We start from the raw sequence: 17,169 nt of genomic DNA, 5'->3' as shown, positions 1-17,169 counted from the left end.
TGAGAAAAAAACTAAACGAATGTTAAAAGCGAAATCACTTTTATTTATACTAATTGCAGCAACCACAGGCTTAACCAGCTTTGCCCAGGATGCAGGCCGGAAAACCATCAGTCTGAACGATCAGTGGGAATTTAACAAAGAAAACGGACCGGTTGAAAAAGTAACTATCCCGCATACCTGGAATGATAAAGACGTGTTAGACGATGTTTCGGGTTATTACCGCGGCCTGGGTATCTATAAACGTAAATTGAAACTAGACGAAACCGCAAAAGAAAAAGACATTTATTTGGTTTTTAACGGTGTGGCGCAGGAAGCTGAAGTATTGGTTAACGGTAAATCAGCCGCCAAACACATCGGCAGTTACACCCATTTTACCGTGCCCATTTCTTCCTATCTCAACTATAAAGATGATATAATCGAAGTAAGGGCCAATAACCGTTTTAATGAAGATATTCCACCATTAACAGCCGATTTTACCTTTTTTGGTGGTTTGTACAGAAATGTTACCCTATTAATTGCCAATCCTGTTCATTTTTCGCAGAAAGAAAATGGAAGCAGTGGTGTTTTTATTACCACGCCGCAGGTTTCTGCAGCAACAGCAAACGTGCGAGTTAAAAGTTCAATCGATAATGCTTCGGCAACTAACCAAAAAGTACAGGTCATTACCACAATTTTCGATGAAAAAGGAAATACCATTACCAGTCAAAATACTGCTGTAAATATCAATAAAGGAGCTAATATGGTGGTGGTTCAGGATATTAAGTCAATCCAAAAACCTGAGTTATGGTCGACGGAAAATCCTTATCTATACCGGGTGGTGACTAAAATCATTGATGTTAAAACCAAATCTGTAATCGATCAGGTTTCCAATCCATTGGGTTTTCGCTGGTTTAAATTTGATGCCGAGAAGGGCTTTTTCTTAAACGATAAACCGGTAAAAATAATTGGTGCAAGCCGTCACCAGGATTACGAAAACAGGGGCAATGCTACGCCTGATGCTTTACAAAGCAGGGATGTTGAACTGCTTAAAGCTATGGGAGGCAACTTTTTAAGGGTAGCGCATTATCCTCAGGATCCGCAGATTTTAGAAGCCTGCGACCGCCTGGGTATTTTGGCGTCGGTAGAAATTCCGGTGGTAAACACCATTACCGAATCAGTGGCCTTTACAAACAACTGTTTGAACATGCAGACAGAAATGATCCAGCAGAATTTCAACCACCCAAGTATCATCATCTGGGCTTATATGAATGAGATTTTGTTGCGTTTAAAATTTTCGAACGATAAACCCCGTCAACAGATTTATTTTGACCATGTACGCGAACTTGCCCAAAAACTGGATAGTTTAACCCGTAAACAGGATCCTTCAAGATATACCCTTCTGGTTAATCACGGTGCCTGGGATATTTATAACAAAGTGGGTTTAACCAAAATCCCGATGATTGTAGGGTGGAACTTATACTCTGGCTGGTATTCTGGCGTTCCGGAAGATTTTGCTAAATTTTTAGATCGTCACCATAAAGAATTGCCCAATACCCCTTTTATGGTTACCGAATATGGTGCGGATGCCGATCCGAGGATCCGTTCTTTTTCACCCATCCGTTTTGATAAAAGTGTAGAGTACGGCATCAAATTTAACCAGGTTTATTTAAATGCCATGTTGAGCAGGCCTTTTGTAGCCGGTGGCGAAGCCTGGAATTTAGCCGATTTCAACTCCGAAACCCGCGAAGAAACCATGCCGCATATCAACAATAAAGGGTTGTTAACCATTGGTCGCGAGCCAAAAGATACCTATTTCCTTTATCAGGCTTATTTATTGAGTAAACCCTTTATCAAAATTACTTCGGCTCAATGGAATGATAGAACAGGCACTGCAGATTCTGCCGCTTTAACCAGCACGCAACCTGTTCAGGTGGCTACCAATCAAAAATCAGCCGAACTTTTTTTAAACGGTAAAAGTTTGGGCATAAAAGATGCTGTAGATCATATTATTGATTGGCAGGTGCGTTTTATTAACGGTAAAAATCAGTTACGTGTAGTTTCCGGCGATCAGAACGATCAGGCGGATATCAATTTTCAATTGCAGCCATTTAAGTTTAACGATCCCAATATTCCCTTTAAAAACATCAATATCCTTTTGGGAGCCAAACGTTTTTATATAGACGGAAAAGAACACCAATTATGGATGCCCGATCAACCATATAAAACCGGGGCTTGGGGTTGGGTAGGTGGCGATCCTTATAAAGGAACCAATAACCGCATTACCTACGGCAGCGACAAAAATATTTTGGGTACTGATAACGATCCGGTTTTTCAGACCCAGCAGGTAGGCATTAAACAGTTTAAATTTGATGTTCCGGATGGCGAATACGAACTGGCACTTTACTTTGCCGAACTGGTTGGAGGCGAAACTAAAGAAGCTTTGGCTTATAACCTGGATAACAACCATAAAAAAGAAATAGAAGAGCAGCGCATTTTTGATGTTTCGATCAACGGAACAGCGTTTTTGCCAAAACTGAACCTTGCCGCCGATTTTGGTTATACCACAGCCGTAAAAAAAACAACCAGAATTACTGTGCAAAATGGCAAAGGCATTTCAATTGATTTTAGTGCCATTCAGGGTAAACCTGTTTTAAATGCGGTTCAACTTAGAAAAATTTATTAATCCTTAAAATAACATGAACCAATTACCGCTCCGTATTTTATCGATCGACGTTTTAAGGGCCATCACCATGTTTCTGATGATTTTTGTAAACGACGTGGCCAGTGTATCACATATTCCCGAATGGATAGAACATGCGCCTGCCGATGCAGACAGGATGGGCTTCTCGGACCTGATTTTTCCTGCTTTTCTCTTTATTGTCGGACTTTCGCTGCCCTTTGCCATCCAGAGCAGAAAAGATAAAGGAGCGAACCTGCTTTCTATTTCGGGTTATATTGCTTTGAGGGCATTGGCTCTAATTGTAATGGGCTTTTTTCATGTTAATTTAGAAAATTACGACGGGCATTCTGCTTTGTTGCCCTATGCTATTTATACTATTTTGCTAACCATTGCTTTTTTCCTGGTTTGGTTGGATTATCCCTACACACTGTCCAAGGTGAAAAAGAACGGATTTGTTGGCTTGGGTATTGTATTACTGGTGGTATTAGCCCTGCTTTATAAAGGTGGTTCAGCAGAAAAACCTGAAGGTTTAAAACCACATTGGTGGGGTATTTTGGGTATCATCGGCTGGGCTTATCTGGTTTCGGCTTTTGTATATCTTTTTTCAAAAGGAAACATTTTTATCCTCATGCTGGCCTTTGTGGCATTTGCAGCAATTAATGTTACTACGCATATGGGTGTTTTTCACCATCATTTATGGATCATCGGCGATGCTTCTTCCATTACGCTGATGATGGGTGGCGCATTGATCACATTGATGTATAAAACGCTGATCGGCAATAAAAAATACCTCGATTTCTGGATCCTGATAATATTTTATGGTTGTTTATCCTTCGCCTTTGGAATGTTTATCAGGCCTTATGCAGGCGGAATTTCGAAAATTTACGCTACACCTGCATGGATATTTGTATGTATGGGCATTACCATCCTGGTTTTTGCATTGTTAATCTACCTGGTTGATGTAAAACAGAAAAAAGATTGGTTTAAGCTTATTAAACCTGCCGGTACCAGCACCTTAACCTGTTACCTTATCCCTTATTTATTATATTCTTTTTTTTATTTAGTTCATTTTCACTTTCCGCATTTCCTTAGGTCGGGTATTGGAGGAATGATGAAATCTCTTTTAATCACATGTCTGGTTATCGGAATCGTATACTTTTTAGAGAAGAAAAAATTGCGTTTAAAAGTTTAATTTCAAGATACATGTTAAAGTTAGTTCGATACTTTTTTTTATTTATTACATTGTTATTCAGTCAGTTGTTAGTCGCGCAGCAAACTGTTCGTTTAAATAACAATTGGGAGTTTGTAAAACAAGACCTGGGCGGGATCTGGGAAGCTGTTCGCCCGGTTGGTGTGGGCAATCCGGAAGCTGTGCCGCTTTGGCAGAAAGTAAGTTTGCCACATTGTGTAAATGCCGAAGATGCTGTTGATCCTGATGTAAATTATTATCAGGGACCGGCCTGGTACCGTACACAGCTTAAAATCGAAAATCCCTACCAGGGTGGAAGAACCATTTTGCATTTTGAAGGTGCCGGACAAAAAACAGAAGTTTACGTATACACCACCAAAGTAGGTACGCATGTTGGCGGTTACGACGAATGGACAGTTGATATTACCGATGCTGTGGCTGCGTTCAAAAAAACGGATGTTTATCAAAAACAGTTTAAAGGCAAAGTTCCGGTTTCGATAAGGACCGATAATTCCAGAGATCTCGAAATGATTCCTTCAGATTTATCTGATTTTAATATTTACGGCGGGATTTACCGCTACCTCAATCTGGTTTATACACCTTCGCTTTCAGTTGATAAAATGTTTGCCAAAGCCGAGGTAGATGCGCAGGGCAAATCGGGTAAATTAACGGTTAAAACCCGTTTGTATAATCCTTCAGGCATTAACGAAGCCATTGTGCAGTTAAAACTGGTTGATGCTGCTGGCAAAATTGTGGCCAAAACAGAGAAAAAACTCAATAGTTTAACTGGCGATATCGATTTATGGTCGGTAGAAGTGAAAAAACCGCAATTATGGTCAACAGATAAGCCCGTTCAATATACTTTGCAGTATGAAGTTATCGCTTCAACAGGAAATGATAAAGGCGAAGAAAAAATCGGTTTCCGCAATATCGAATTTGTGGAGAAAGGACCATTTAACTTAAACGGAAAACGTTTGCTTTTGCGCGGAACGCACCGTCACGAAGACCATGCCGGTGTGGGAGCAGCCATGACTGAAGGTATGATCCGCCAGGAAATGCAGATGATGAAAGATATGGGCGTTAATTTTATCCGTTTGGGCCATTATCAGCAATCGCGTATCGTTTTAAACCTTTGCGATAGTTTGGGCATTTTGGTGTGGGAAGAAATTCCATGGTGTCGCGGTGGTTTAGGAGGTGATATTTACAAACAACAGGCCAAAAGAATGCTCACCAATATGGTAGAGCAGCATTATAACCACCCCGCCATTATTATCTGGGGAATGGGCAACGAAAACGATTGGCCGGGTGATTTCCCTGAATTTGATAAAGAAAAAATCAGGGCTTTTATGAAAGAACTGAATGATCTTTCGCATCAATTGGATAAATCGCGTTATACCGCCATCCGCCGTTGCGATTTCTGCAGTGATATTGTAGATGTATATTCGCCCTCTATCTGGGCAGGGTGGTACCGTGGAGCCTATACCGATTATAAAAAAGCTTCAGAAGATGAGTTTGCCAAGGTTAAACGCTTTTTGCACGTAGAGTGGGGCGGAGATAGTCACGCATTGCGCCATTCAGAAAACCCCGATAAAGCCTTAAGCAAAATTAAAACCGGAGGTAGCGCCGATGAAAGGGCAGGTGATGCCTCATTATACGGTGGTGCTGCAAGGATTTCAAAAGATGGTGATTGGAGCGAATCGTACATCGCCAATTTAATCGACTGGCATTTAAAAGAACAGGAAACCATGCCCTGGTTAAGTGGAACCGCTTACTGGCCGTTCAAGGATTTTTCTACCGCGATCCGTCCTGATAATCCTGTACCTTATGTAAACCAGAAAGGGGTAGTGGAAAGAGATTTTACCAAAAAAGAATCTTACTATGTTTTCCAGTCTTATTGGACGGAAAAACCGATGGTCCATATTTACGGACATACCTGGCCGGTACGCTGGGGCGATGAAGGCGAAGAAAAAATGGTAAAAGTATATTCGAACGGTAACGAAGCTGAAATTTTCTTAAATGGTAAAAGTTTTGGAAGTAAAAAACGCAACAGTCAGGATTACCCTGCGGCTGGCCTGCGCTGGAACCTTCCTTTTGTAAAGGGCGAAAATACCGTTAAAGTAATTGCTAAAAAAGGAAAAGAAACTGTAACCGACGAAATTAAATTTACCTATCAAACCGACAAATGGAGCAAGCCCGCTAAAATGGAGCTGAAGAAAATCGATCAGCAGGATGATGTGGCCACCGTTGAAGTAAAACTTTTTGATGATAAAGGCGTACTATGTTTAGATGCCATTAACTGGATAACTTTTGGTTTAACCGGAGATGGTAAACTAATTGATGATCAAGGCACTTCGTCAGGATCACGTAAAGTGCAGGTTTATAACGGAAGAGCCATTATTAAAGTAAAGTTAAATAAAGGACAAAGCGCGGTATCCGTGATCTCTGATGGCTTAAAAACTGTTTTTACCATATTATAATAGCTAAACCAAATATATAACCAATGAAAAAAATCATCTCTTTTGCATTATTCGTGCTGCTCTGTTTTACGGGCACTGCCTTTGCGTCCCCGAAACCCGATCCGAAAGGAAAGGATTTAAAAAAGCAGGCAGAAGCATTGTTAAAAAAACAGATTTTAACAGAGGCAGCTTGGGCCATGCAGCAAAAAGCCATTACCGTTACGGCTTCATCTTCGCCACGGAGTGCAGGCGGAAAACATGATTTTTTCTCCGAAGCCGATTATTTCTGGCCTGATCCGCAAAATCCTGATGGTCCTTACATCAACAGGGATGGATTAACCAATCCGGATAATTTTTTGGATCACCGTAAAGCCATGGTGCGTTTCAGTAAAATTATCGGCGCGCTAGCTTCTGCTTACAAAATTACCGGCGATGAAAAGTACGTGAAAGAAGCCGTAAAACATTTTCAGGCCTGGTTTATCAATTCAGAAACCCTGATGAACCCCAACCTGCTTTTTGCACAGGCTGTAAAAGGAAAATTTACAGGCCGTAACTATGGCATTATCGATACCATTCATTTAATGGAAGTGGCGCAGGGGGCATTTGTAATGCAAAAAGCCAAAGCTTTTGATCCTAAAACCGCTAAAGGCGTTAAAAAATGGTTTGCCGATTATACTTTATGGTTAAATACCAGCAAACCCGGTATTCAGGAGAAAACTGTGAAAAACAACCATGCAACCTGTTGGGCCATGCAAGTGGCTTCTTTTGCCAGACTTTGTGGCGACGAAAACATGCTCGATTCATTACGTAACAGTTATAAAACCATTCTTTTACCAAACCAAATGGGTGCTGATGGCAGTTTTCCTTTAGAAATGGCCAGAACCAAACCTTACGGTTATTCGATTTTTAACCTCGATGCCATGACCATGCTCTGCCAGATTTTATCTAGCCCAAAAGATAACCTTTGGAACTTTGAAACCACCGATGGTAAATCAATCAAAAAAGGAATCACTTATTTGTATCCGTTTATTGCCGATAAAAGCAAATGGACCTTACAGCCCGATGTAATGTACTGGGAAAACTGGCCGGTTGCACAGCCGTTTTTATTGTTTGGTGCAGTAGAATATAAACAATCAAACTGGTACCAAACCTGGGTAAAATTAGAACACAAACCACAAGTAGAAGAAGTTATTAGAAATTTACCTATCCGTAACCCAATAATCTGGTTATAACATGAACATAAAACTAACCATAGCAGCAATAAGTATGCTGTCTGTCAGTGTTGTAAAAGCACAACAAGTAAACGTAGCAAAGGCCTTTGCATCAGCCGCCAAACAAACCGATGTACTGATTAAAAATGTAGATTCGGCCAGAAAAGTAAAACCAAACCTGGTTTCGCCGCGTACCGTAGAACATGGCCAGTTTAAAATGGTCATCTCTAAAGATTGGACCAGTGGATTTTTTCCGGCAGAACTTTGGTATTTCTACCAATATACCAAGGATAAAAAATGGCTGGAGCTGGCTAAAAAATATACCGAAGACATTAAAAAAGAACAATTTAATAAAGGAACACACGATCTGGGTTTTATGATTTACTGTCCGTTCGGAAACGGATACCGCTTAACCAACGATCCTGCTTATAAAGCAGTAATCATCCAGGCGGCAAAATCATTATCAACCAGGTTTAATGCCAAAGCAGGTGTAATTAAATCGTGGGACCACAATGGCGATAAATGGAAATATCCGGTAATTATCGACAACATGATGAATCTTGAACTTTTGTTCGAAACCACGAAATTAACGGGCGATTCATCGTTCTATAAAATAGCGGTAAAACATGCCAATACTACTTTGAAAAACCATTTCAGACCTGATTTTAGCTCTTACCATGTGATTGATTACGATACTTTAACCGGTAACGTCCGTCAGAAAGTAACCGCACAGGGATATGCAAACGAATCGGCGTGGGCACGCGGACAGGCCTGGGCCTTATATGGCTACACTGTTTGTTACCGGGAAACCAAAAATAAAACATATCTAACTCAGGCTGATGGCGTTGCAGGTTTTATCTTAAACAGTAAAATAACCCCTGCAGATGGTATTCCGTACTGGGATTATAACGACCCCAAAATCCCTGATGTTTCGCGTGATGCCTCTGCAGCCTCCATTACTGCATCTGCACTTTACGAATTGGCAAAATACAGCCCCGCCCATAGTAAAAAATATAAAGCTGCCGCCGATAAGATTTTGTATTCTTTAAGTACAAAATACACGAGCAAACCGGGTGCAAACTATGGCTTTATTTTAGAGCATAGCACTGGTCACCGTCCGGCTAAATCGGAAATTGATGTACCGATCAATTATGCCGATTATTATTACCTGGAAGCGTTGCTGAGGAGTAAAAAATAAAATGATAAATAAATGATCAATCTATTTTCCTATACAATAAAACGTTACGCGCTGATTTCCTCAAACAGCGGGAAATGGTCTGTTAAATTTTAAATTTATGGTTTAAATGACCTATTTATTCGGAAATTGGGCGCGTAATAACACAATACGCCATTTGTAAGGCGATAGATTAAATAAATAATATAATAATGAAACAAAATCTGAGCATTCTATTGGTTTTGGCAACTGCATTTAGTGCGGCTGCACAGAACAAAAAAGCGGCTAAACCCGTACAGGCTTATACTGTAGCCAATAAAAAAGTAACGGTTTATACTACCGCAGAGAAATCTGAATACCGCATCAGTAAAACTGAAACCTTAAATTTCGTTGAGAATAAACAACCCTTTGAAACAGAGCCTTGTATCTTTGTAGACCCAACAATAAAATACCAAACTTTGGTGGGTATCGGTGGTGCATTAACCGATGCTTCTGCTGAAACATTTGCAAAACTCTCTAAAAAGAATCAACAAGAGCTTTTAACAGCTTATTACAGTCCAGATAAAGGTATTGGTTATACACTGGCACGTACCAATATTGCCAGCTGCGATTTCTCGAGCGGATGTTATACTTACGTTCAGGATAACGATAAAGACCTTAAAACCTTTAGTGTGGCGCATGATGAGGAATTTAAAATCCCTTTGATCAAACAGGCCACTGCTGCTGCTGGAGGCAAATTGCCCTTGTTTGTGAGCCCTTGGTCGCCACCAGCATGGATGAAAGATAATAATAGTTTAATCCAGGGCGGACATTTATTACCTGCCTTCCGCCAGAGCTGGGCCAATCACTACGTAAAATTTATTAAAACTTACGAAGCGATGGGAATTCCGATCTGGGGTTTGAGTGTACAAAACGAACCTATGGCGAAACAAAAATGGGAATCATGTGTGTTCACAGCCGAAGAAGAACGCGATTTTATCAAAAACTTCTTAGGTCCAACCTTACAGAAATCAGGTCTTTCTTCAAAAAAACTAATTGCATGGGACCACAACCGCGATCAGATTTTCCAAAGGGCAAGCACCATTTTAAATGATAAAGATGCCGCAAAATATGTTTGGGGTATTGGTTTTCACTGGTACGAAACATGGACAGGAAGCGGCATGCAGTTTGGTAATGTAAAACAAACGCACGAAGCTTACCCAGATAAAGCCTTGATTTTTACCGAAGGTTGTAAAGAAAAATACGATGTAAATAAATTAGACGACTGGACTTTGGGCGAGCGTTACGGTTATTCAATGATCAACGATTTTAACGCGGGTACGGCAGCCTGGACAGACTGGAACATTCTTTTAGATGAAAAAGGCGGACCAAACCACGTAGGTAATTTCTGTTTTGCCCCGGTACATGCCGATACCAAAAACGATAAACTGATTTATACCAATGCGTATTACTATATGGGCCATTTCTCTAAATTCATCCGTCCGGGTGCTAAAAGAATCGGTGCTGCATCTAGTCGCGATAAACTGCAGTCAACAGCTTTTTTAAATACCGATGGTAAGTTGGTGGTAGTGGTGATGAACCAATCAGATGATAAATTGAAATACAGTTTATGGATTAAAGGCGAAGCTGCAACAACAACCAGTTTGCCACACTCTATAACAACATTGGTAGTAGAATAAACTAAAAAACTAAACAAATGATAAAGGAAGTAGAAGGCCTGTTTTCCCTAAAAAACAAGGTTGTAGTGGTTACGGGCGCTACAGGTGTTTTAGGAGAGGCTTTTGTTAACGGATTGTGCGCTGCAGGTGCATCAATCGTTGTAATTGGAAGAAACGAAGAAGTAGCAAAACAAAGGGCTGCCGATGTAACCAATGCTGGTGGCGAAGCCATTTATATTATTGCCGATGTGCTAAACGAAGAGAACCTGATTGATGCAAATGCAACCATCATCAGCAAATTCGGACGGATTGATGCCCTGGTAAATGCAGCTGGAGGCAATGTGGCCGAAGCGGTAATCCAGCCGGGTAGTGATGTTTTCGAACTCAATGTGTCTGCTTTAAAACAGGCTTTTGATCTTAACCTTTTCGGCACCATTATGCCAACGCAGGTTTTCGGTAAAGAAATCGCGAAAAACGGGGGCAGTATCGTTAATATCTCTTCTGTTTCGGCTACACAGGCCCTAACCAGGGTATTGGGTTATTCGCTGGCCAAATCATCGATTGATAGTTACACCAAATGGATGGCTGTTGAACTGGCCAACCGTTATCAGGACAAGATCAGGATGAATGCCATTGTACCCGGTTTTTTCATCACCAACCAGAACAGGGCCTTATTAACCAACGAGGATGGCTCCTTAACGGCAAGGGGACAGGCAATTATTTCTAAAACACCATTTAAACGTTTCGGAAATCCCGAAGAATTAATCGGAGCATTAGTATATTTGCTCAGCGACGCCTCTAAATTTGTAAACGGCGAAAATATTAAAGTTGATGGTGGATTTACTGCATTTTCCGGAGTTTAATCATGTTATCAGTATAATCCCTCAATCTGTGTAATCATATTATGAAAAAATTAGAACAAACCTGGCGTTGGTATGGTCCGAACGATCCGGTAAGCTTACAAGACGTTAAACAGGCCGGTGCTACAGGTATTGTAACTGCTTTGCACCACATTCCACATGGCGAAGTTTGGCCTTTGGAAGATATTAAAGAAAGAAAATCAATTATTGAAGCCTCAGGCTTAACCTGGTCGGTTGTAGAGAGTGTGCCCGTGCACGAAGCGATTAAAACGCGTAGGGCAGACGTTGATCAATACATCGAGAACTATAAAACCTCTTTACGTAACCTTTCCGCTTGCGGAATTAAAATTGTGTGTTATAATTTCATGCCGGTTTTAGATTGGACACGTACGCAACTGGACCTCGAAATGACCGACGGATCTAAGGCACTTTATTTTAACTGGATCGACCTGGCCATTTTTGATATTTATATTTTAAAAAGGGAAAATGCAGAAGCTGATTATTCTGAATCGATTTTAAAAAGAGCGAAAAATAAACAAGCTACTTTATCGGAGCAGGATCTGGTTGACCTTCGCATTAACGTACTCATGGGAATCCCGAACGAAAAAGAAATCGAATTGGAAACCTTGCGCAACAGTATTAACGAATACAAAGTTATTGGTACACAAGGTTTGAAAGAGAATTTAAAATATTTCCTTTCCTCAATCGCTGAGGTTTGTACCGAAGAAGGTATTAAAATGACCATTCACCCTGATGATCCTCCTTATGCCATTTTAGGCTTGCCTAGGATTGCGAGTACGCTCGAAGATTTCAATTACATCATCAAATCGGTAGATCAGGCTTTTAACGGTGTTTGCTTCTGTACAGGCTCATTGGGTGCCGGAATGGATAATAATGCCTTAGAGATCTTTAATGCAGTTAAAGAGCGTGTTTATTTTGCACACTTACGTAACGTTAAAAAAGATGAAGATGGTAGTTTCTATGAAGCCGACCATTTAGGTGGTGATGTAAACATGTACGAAATTATGAAAGCCATAACCGAAGAGAATGTTTTACGTGATCAATCGATTCCCTTTCGCCCGGATCATGGCCACCAGATGCTGGATGATTTAGCGAAAGAAAGCAATCCGGGTTATTCTGCCATTGGCAGGTTACGCGGCTTAGCCGAATTAAGAGGTTTGGAAATCGGGGTAACCGGAAATTATTAGTATTGTCATCCTGAACGTAGTCGAAGGATCTTTCTAGCGTGAATCAACCACAGATGCGCACAGATAAACACAAATGTTTACTTGTGCGCATTTTTTTGTCACCGTTATTGCGAGTGTAGTGCAACACAGTTTTAAAATCTATCTTCCATTTTAATTCAGCTTATAGATCTCTCCACTCCGCGTTGCTTCGGTTTAGATGACGATCTTACTATTAAATCTGTCATTGATAGAAGTTAGCATTTTTTAAATACATTGGAGGTTTAATGACAGCGCGTAGAATCGTCATTGCCAGCTCGACTGGCAATCGTAATGCCTTGGTAGGGGTTGTAAGCTGCATTAAGGTTCCTGCCTGCGCCTATCGTGTGGACACAAATATTAGATTAGTTTTATTTGCTCCTATGCCGCAAGGCATCAAACTTTTGAGGCATCAAAAGTATGCAAAAATGCTTTGTCAACCCAGCAAGGGGCCTTTTACACAATCCCCATACACATCAAAAAAACAGTGGCAATTGTTTTGTTTGTTAGGGCTGGGTGAAAAGTTTTTGCAAACATGAAACACAAAACCACTGCGTTTTAGGTTCGGTAGTGCCATTTGTATTGCTGTACGCCTGTTTTTTTTGATTTTCCTGGCCCTTGGGATTGACGGGCGTGCTTCGGTAAGGGCTTTGTTATTTCAAAGCAAGCTAGCATAGTGCCTAAAAGATGTGTCCACACGATAGGCGCAGGCGGGAATGACGATCGGTTTTCCAGTATTGTTATCCTGAGCGTAGTCGAAGGCTCTTTTCTTTGTTTACATTCTGCCTCCACATGCTAATTTAAACTGCTTAAGCCATAATTTTAACCTACCTTTGATTTATGGCTTAAAATTTGAGTCCTCTTAAAAATTATGGAAAATAGCAATTATCCCAAAAAGAAGATCTTAACGCCATCTGTTATACACGATGATTTACCAGAAGTTAAAAAACCGGAGCATTTAAGAAAAGCACCCTTAGATCATGACGATGCATTGCCGGAAAATCCCGAAAGAAATTACCATCACGAAGAATTAAAAAGCGTAACAGGCAGTCATGACGAAATAAGCCATGCCGACGATGATATCTGGAACGGAGAAGACGCTTAAGCTAATTTTTAGGTGTTTTTTTCCAGCCAATTGATGGTTAAAAGTGAAAAATAAGACCGAAAACATCCTTTTTTGACGGATTATTTATTTCGAAATCAATTTTAATTGCTTCGTTTATAAATACTTATTTAAAATCGGAAAATCAGCCTTTAAATAGTTTACAATATATTTTTACATATTAAATAGAACTTCTATATTTGCAGCTCATTAAAAAATGAGCCTCGGTAGCTCAGCTGGATAGAGCGTCGGTTTTCTAAACCGAGGGTCAGGGGTTCGAGTCCCTTCCGGGGTACATTAAAAGGCTTTCAGTTAAAAACTGGAAGCCTTTTTATTTTAACCCTCCCTAATTATTTAACCATATTCCAACTTTAACGAAAGTTTGCTGTTAATTTCTTAATAGCACGAAAAAACATACATATTGATGATATAACCGACTAAAAATTGATTATTAATAAGGTATATCTGACTTATTAATTATTTATTTAACATTTATTAATAGGTCAGTTCTATTTTGGATATCACACCAATGTTGGTGTATTAACCAAATATATCCGATCAATGAGAAAAATTAACTTAATGTTACTTTCTGCAGTAATTGTATCAGCAGTAGGTTGTTCAAAAACGCAAGTAGACGATGTGGTTGCTCACGACAGCCTATCACAAGTAAAACCGGTAACAACGCTCGCATCTCCTCCCGGGGATGTGGTGGGGAAGCTGGTGGTAGGCTATCAGGCCTGGTTTGGCTGCCTTGGTGATGGTTCGCCATTTAATTCATGGAAAACCTGGGGACCAAACCCGCCATCTCCCGGACATATCAATGTTGAAATGTGGCCTGATGTAAGGGAATATACCACTACTTACCAAACCGGATTTGCCAACCTGGGCAATGGACAGCCTGCTAAATTATTTACATCCTATTCGCAACAAGTGGTAAATACCCATTTTTTATGGATGCAGCAGAACAGCATTGATTGCGCTGCACTTCAGCGCTTTGGCAGTGCACTGGCAGCCGATTCTCGCGATTTAAACTGGCGCAACGGAAATGTACCCATGGTAAAGGCTGCTGCAGAAGCTTATGGACGTAAATTCTTCATCGAATACGACATCTCTGGCTGGACAAATTTCCAGTCTGAAATTAAAACTGACTGGACTACGCGCATGCAAACCCATACTTCTTCTTCGGCTTATGCCAAACAGAACGGTAAACCTGTGGTAAGTTTGTGGGGTATAGGCGTTTCCGGACGACCGGGTAATAATGCTGTATGGACAGATGTGATCAATTGGTTTAAAACCCAGGGATGTTATGTGATTATCGGGGTTAAAAGGGATTGGAGAAATGATGCAACCAATATAAGTGCCTACAACCAGGCCAATATGATCCAACCCTGGACGGTTGGTTCCATGAACGGGATAACCGGAGCTGATGGGTATGTACCGACACTTAGTGCCGATTTTGCCTATTGCAATTCGCACAATCAGGATTATCAGCCTGTGGCTTTTCCGGGTTTCGCATGGTCTAACTGGCATACCGGTCCACAAAACGAAATACCGCGTTTACACGGAGATTTCCTCTGGAGGCAGTTCTACAACATCAGAAACAACAATATTCCAAGTGTTAAGGTGGCCATGTTTGATGAATATAACGAGGGTACCGCAATTGCAAAAGCAGCTGAAAATGCGTCGATGAAGCCTAGCAATCAGTATTTTCTTACTTTGGATGCCGATGGCGTGGCCTGTTCTTCCGATTTTTACCTCCGGTTAACCCGCGATGGCGCCAAAATGATAAAGGGGCAGATTCCCCTTAGTGCGAGTCATCCAACATCACACCTGTAATAAAGAAAAATTTTCTTCAAACCAGCTTATTTTGACCCCACAGCATTGATATATGTAATTGTGGGGTCAAATAGGCTATCCGTTTGCTGAAGAAACACTCAGAAAGGGGTGTGGCTCTCCGCATAAAGCAATCTCTTTCAGCAAAGGATTGGCCAAATCCGATTATTAACCTAACCATCTCGAAATAATGAAAAAAACAATATTTATTTTTTTAATCCTATTTGGATTAGCTACCATTGGCTGTTCAAAAAATGAATTACCACCTCAAATTCCAGCCTCTGGAACGCTTTTGGCTTCAACACAGCTTGCAAACGAATCAATTATTGCCACACTTGATGTGGGCATAAATGATCCGAATATTAAATATTTTGGCCGCTGGGATTTTAGTAATGCTACCCAATATTTGAGCTACTGGGGTGGGGCGTATATTAAAGTTAACTTTACCGGTACCACAGTTAAAATAAAAGTGGGCAATAACAGTAATTTTTATGCTAAAATTGATGGCGGTCCGTGGACGAGTTTTACCGGTGCAAGTGGTACCATAAACCTTACGCCCACACCACTGTTTGGGGGTATCCATAGCTTAAGCGTAGCGCAGGGCAAAGATTATGATTATGTATTTAATTTTCGTGGCCTGGTGCTTGATACAGGAGCAGCTACCCTGGCACCGTCTGTATCTACAGACATTGTAGAGTACATTGGCGATTCGATAACAGCCGGTTATACCGATGCACAGGCCAATGTATCCGATTATGCATGGATAGTTTCCGAATCGATGAATGCCGAACATACGCAGATCGCTTACCCTGGCATTACTTTAATAAATGGCTATGGCGTAAATGCAACCAAAATAGGGATGGATGTACAGTATTTTAAATCACAATCCTTGGCCTACCCATCATCTCCCAATTGGGATTTTACCAGATATACCCCCAAAATAGTGGTGGTTAATTTAGGCCAGAATGATAATAGCACAGGTGTACCCGATGCAACTTTTCAAAACGGTTATGTAAATTTTCTTTCTGATATCCGTACAAAATTTGCCAATGCAGAGATATTTGCGCTACGCCCTTTCAGTGGGGTAAAAGCTGCATCGGTGCAGGCTGCTGTTAACCTGCGGATTGCAGCGGGTGATAATGCCGTTCATTATATTAATACCATGAGCTGGCTCTTGCCTCATCCATCGGTTGATTTCAATGACGGAGTGCATCCGAGCGTTGCAGGGCATGTTAAGGCCGCCGGTTTAATGAAACCCTATCTGGCACCTTATTTGTCATCAGGATCATCCTTTTTGGTGAATAATGCCGATGCTACCACAGGCTGGACATCTGGAAACACCCTAACGGCGAATACCAGCGACAAAAAAGAAGGCATTGCTTCATTACAAGCCGTAGGTAGTGGTACATTAGAATTTCAACGTTCTTTTACGGCGGTTAATCCCGGTGTAACCGTAACAAACGGATCTGTTGATTTTTGGTATTATGTATCGGATGCGACCAAATTTTCTGCATCAAACCAAATTGAGATTGGTAGCGGGGGCGCAGCAGATGTTAATGAATATAGCTGGGATATTGGCCCGCTAACAAATGGCTGGAACCACATTACCAAAACCTTTGCTTCTGCCGTTACAACCGGTGGAACACCAAATTTGAATGCCATAAACTGGTTTAGGATATACCATGCTAAAACTGCAAGTATAACCACCAGGGTAGATGCGCTGAGGATATTACATTAATAAACATAAACAAAAGCCGCAACTTCTACAGTGGCGGCTTTTGTATAAATCTATCGCTGTTCGGTT

Annotated in this window: 11 protein-coding genes and 1 tRNA gene; all 12 read left to right on the top strand. The window is 40.9% G+C overall.

Going from position 1 to position 17,169, the window contains the following annotated elements; genetic code table 11:
• Positions 1-19 precede the first annotated feature (19 nt).
• The 12 genes from R2R28_RS17725 (at position 20) to R2R28_RS17670 (ending at position 17,103) form a co-directional block, all read left to right on the top strand.
• Positions 20-2,662, top strand: coding sequence for a glycoside hydrolase family 2 TIM barrel-domain containing protein (locus R2R28_RS17725; RefSeq protein WP_316827020.1), 2,643 nt, complete (start codon positions 20-22; stop codon positions 2,660-2,662).
• 13 nt (positions 2,663-2,675) lie between these two features.
• Positions 2,676-3,851 (top strand): acyltransferase family protein, encoded by a 1,176-nt coding sequence (locus tag R2R28_RS17720; protein WP_316827019.1) that lies wholly within the window; start codon positions 2,676-2,678, stop codon positions 3,849-3,851.
• An 11-nt stretch (positions 3,852-3,862) separates the two neighbouring features.
• Positions 3,863-6,325 (top strand): glycoside hydrolase family 2 TIM barrel-domain containing protein, encoded by a 2,463-nt coding sequence (locus R2R28_RS17715; protein ID WP_316827018.1) that lies wholly within the window; start codon positions 3,863-3,865, stop codon positions 6,323-6,325.
• Between the two features lie 23 nt (positions 6,326-6,348).
• A complete protein-coding gene (locus tag R2R28_RS17710) occupies positions 6,349-7,536 on the top strand; it encodes an alginate lyase family protein (protein ID WP_316827017.1) in 1,188 nt (395 codons plus the stop codon).
• Between the two features lies 1 nt (position 7,537).
• A complete protein-coding gene (locus R2R28_RS17705; RefSeq protein ID WP_316827016.1) occupies positions 7,538-8,713 on the top strand; it encodes a glycoside hydrolase family 88 protein in 1,176 nt (391 codons plus the stop codon).
• A 188-nt stretch (positions 8,714-8,901) separates the two neighbouring features.
• Positions 8,902-10,368, top strand: coding sequence for a glycoside hydrolase family 30 protein (locus tag R2R28_RS17700; protein ID WP_316827015.1), 1,467 nt, complete (start codon positions 8,902-8,904; stop codon positions 10,366-10,368).
• Positions 10,369-10,385: 17 nt separating this feature from the next.
• Entirely contained in the window at positions 10,386-11,210 is an 825-nt protein-coding gene (locus R2R28_RS17695) for an SDR family oxidoreductase (protein ID WP_316827014.1), read from the top strand.
• Between the two features lie 41 nt (positions 11,211-11,251).
• Entirely contained in the window at positions 11,252-12,415 is a 1,164-nt protein-coding gene (uxuA, locus tag R2R28_RS17690) for a mannonate dehydratase (protein ID WP_316827013.1), read from the top strand.
• Between the two features lie 886 nt (positions 12,416-13,301).
• Positions 13,302-13,535: a hypothetical protein gene (locus R2R28_RS17685; protein ID WP_316827012.1), complete on the top strand. Its 234-nt coding sequence runs from the start codon at positions 13,302-13,304 to the stop codon at positions 13,533-13,535.
• A 218-nt stretch (positions 13,536-13,753) separates the two neighbouring features.
• Positions 13,754-13,827: transfer RNA gene (locus R2R28_RS17680), tRNA-Arg, on the top strand.
• A 266-nt stretch (positions 13,828-14,093) separates the two neighbouring features.
• On the top strand, positions 14,094-15,368 hold the full coding sequence (locus R2R28_RS17675; RefSeq protein ID WP_316827011.1) for a glycoside hydrolase family 71/99-like protein: 1,275 nt from the start codon (positions 14,094-14,096) through the stop codon (positions 15,366-15,368).
• 187 nt (positions 15,369-15,555) lie between these two features.
• The gene (locus tag R2R28_RS17670) at positions 15,556-17,103 is read left to right on the top strand and encodes an SGNH/GDSL hydrolase family protein (protein ID WP_316827010.1); all 1,548 of its coding nucleotides are present in this window, start codon (positions 15,556-15,558) and stop codon (positions 17,101-17,103) included.
• The last annotated feature ends 66 nt before the right edge of the window (positions 17,104-17,169 follow it).

The sequence above is a fragment of the Pedobacter miscanthi genome, assembly GCF_032678605.1.
Classification (GTDB): Bacteria; Bacteroidota; Bacteroidia; order Sphingobacteriales; family Sphingobacteriaceae; genus Pedobacter; species Pedobacter miscanthi_A.
Note: the sequence above shows the minus strand (reverse complement) of the source record. Positions and strands in the feature narration are given on the sequence as shown.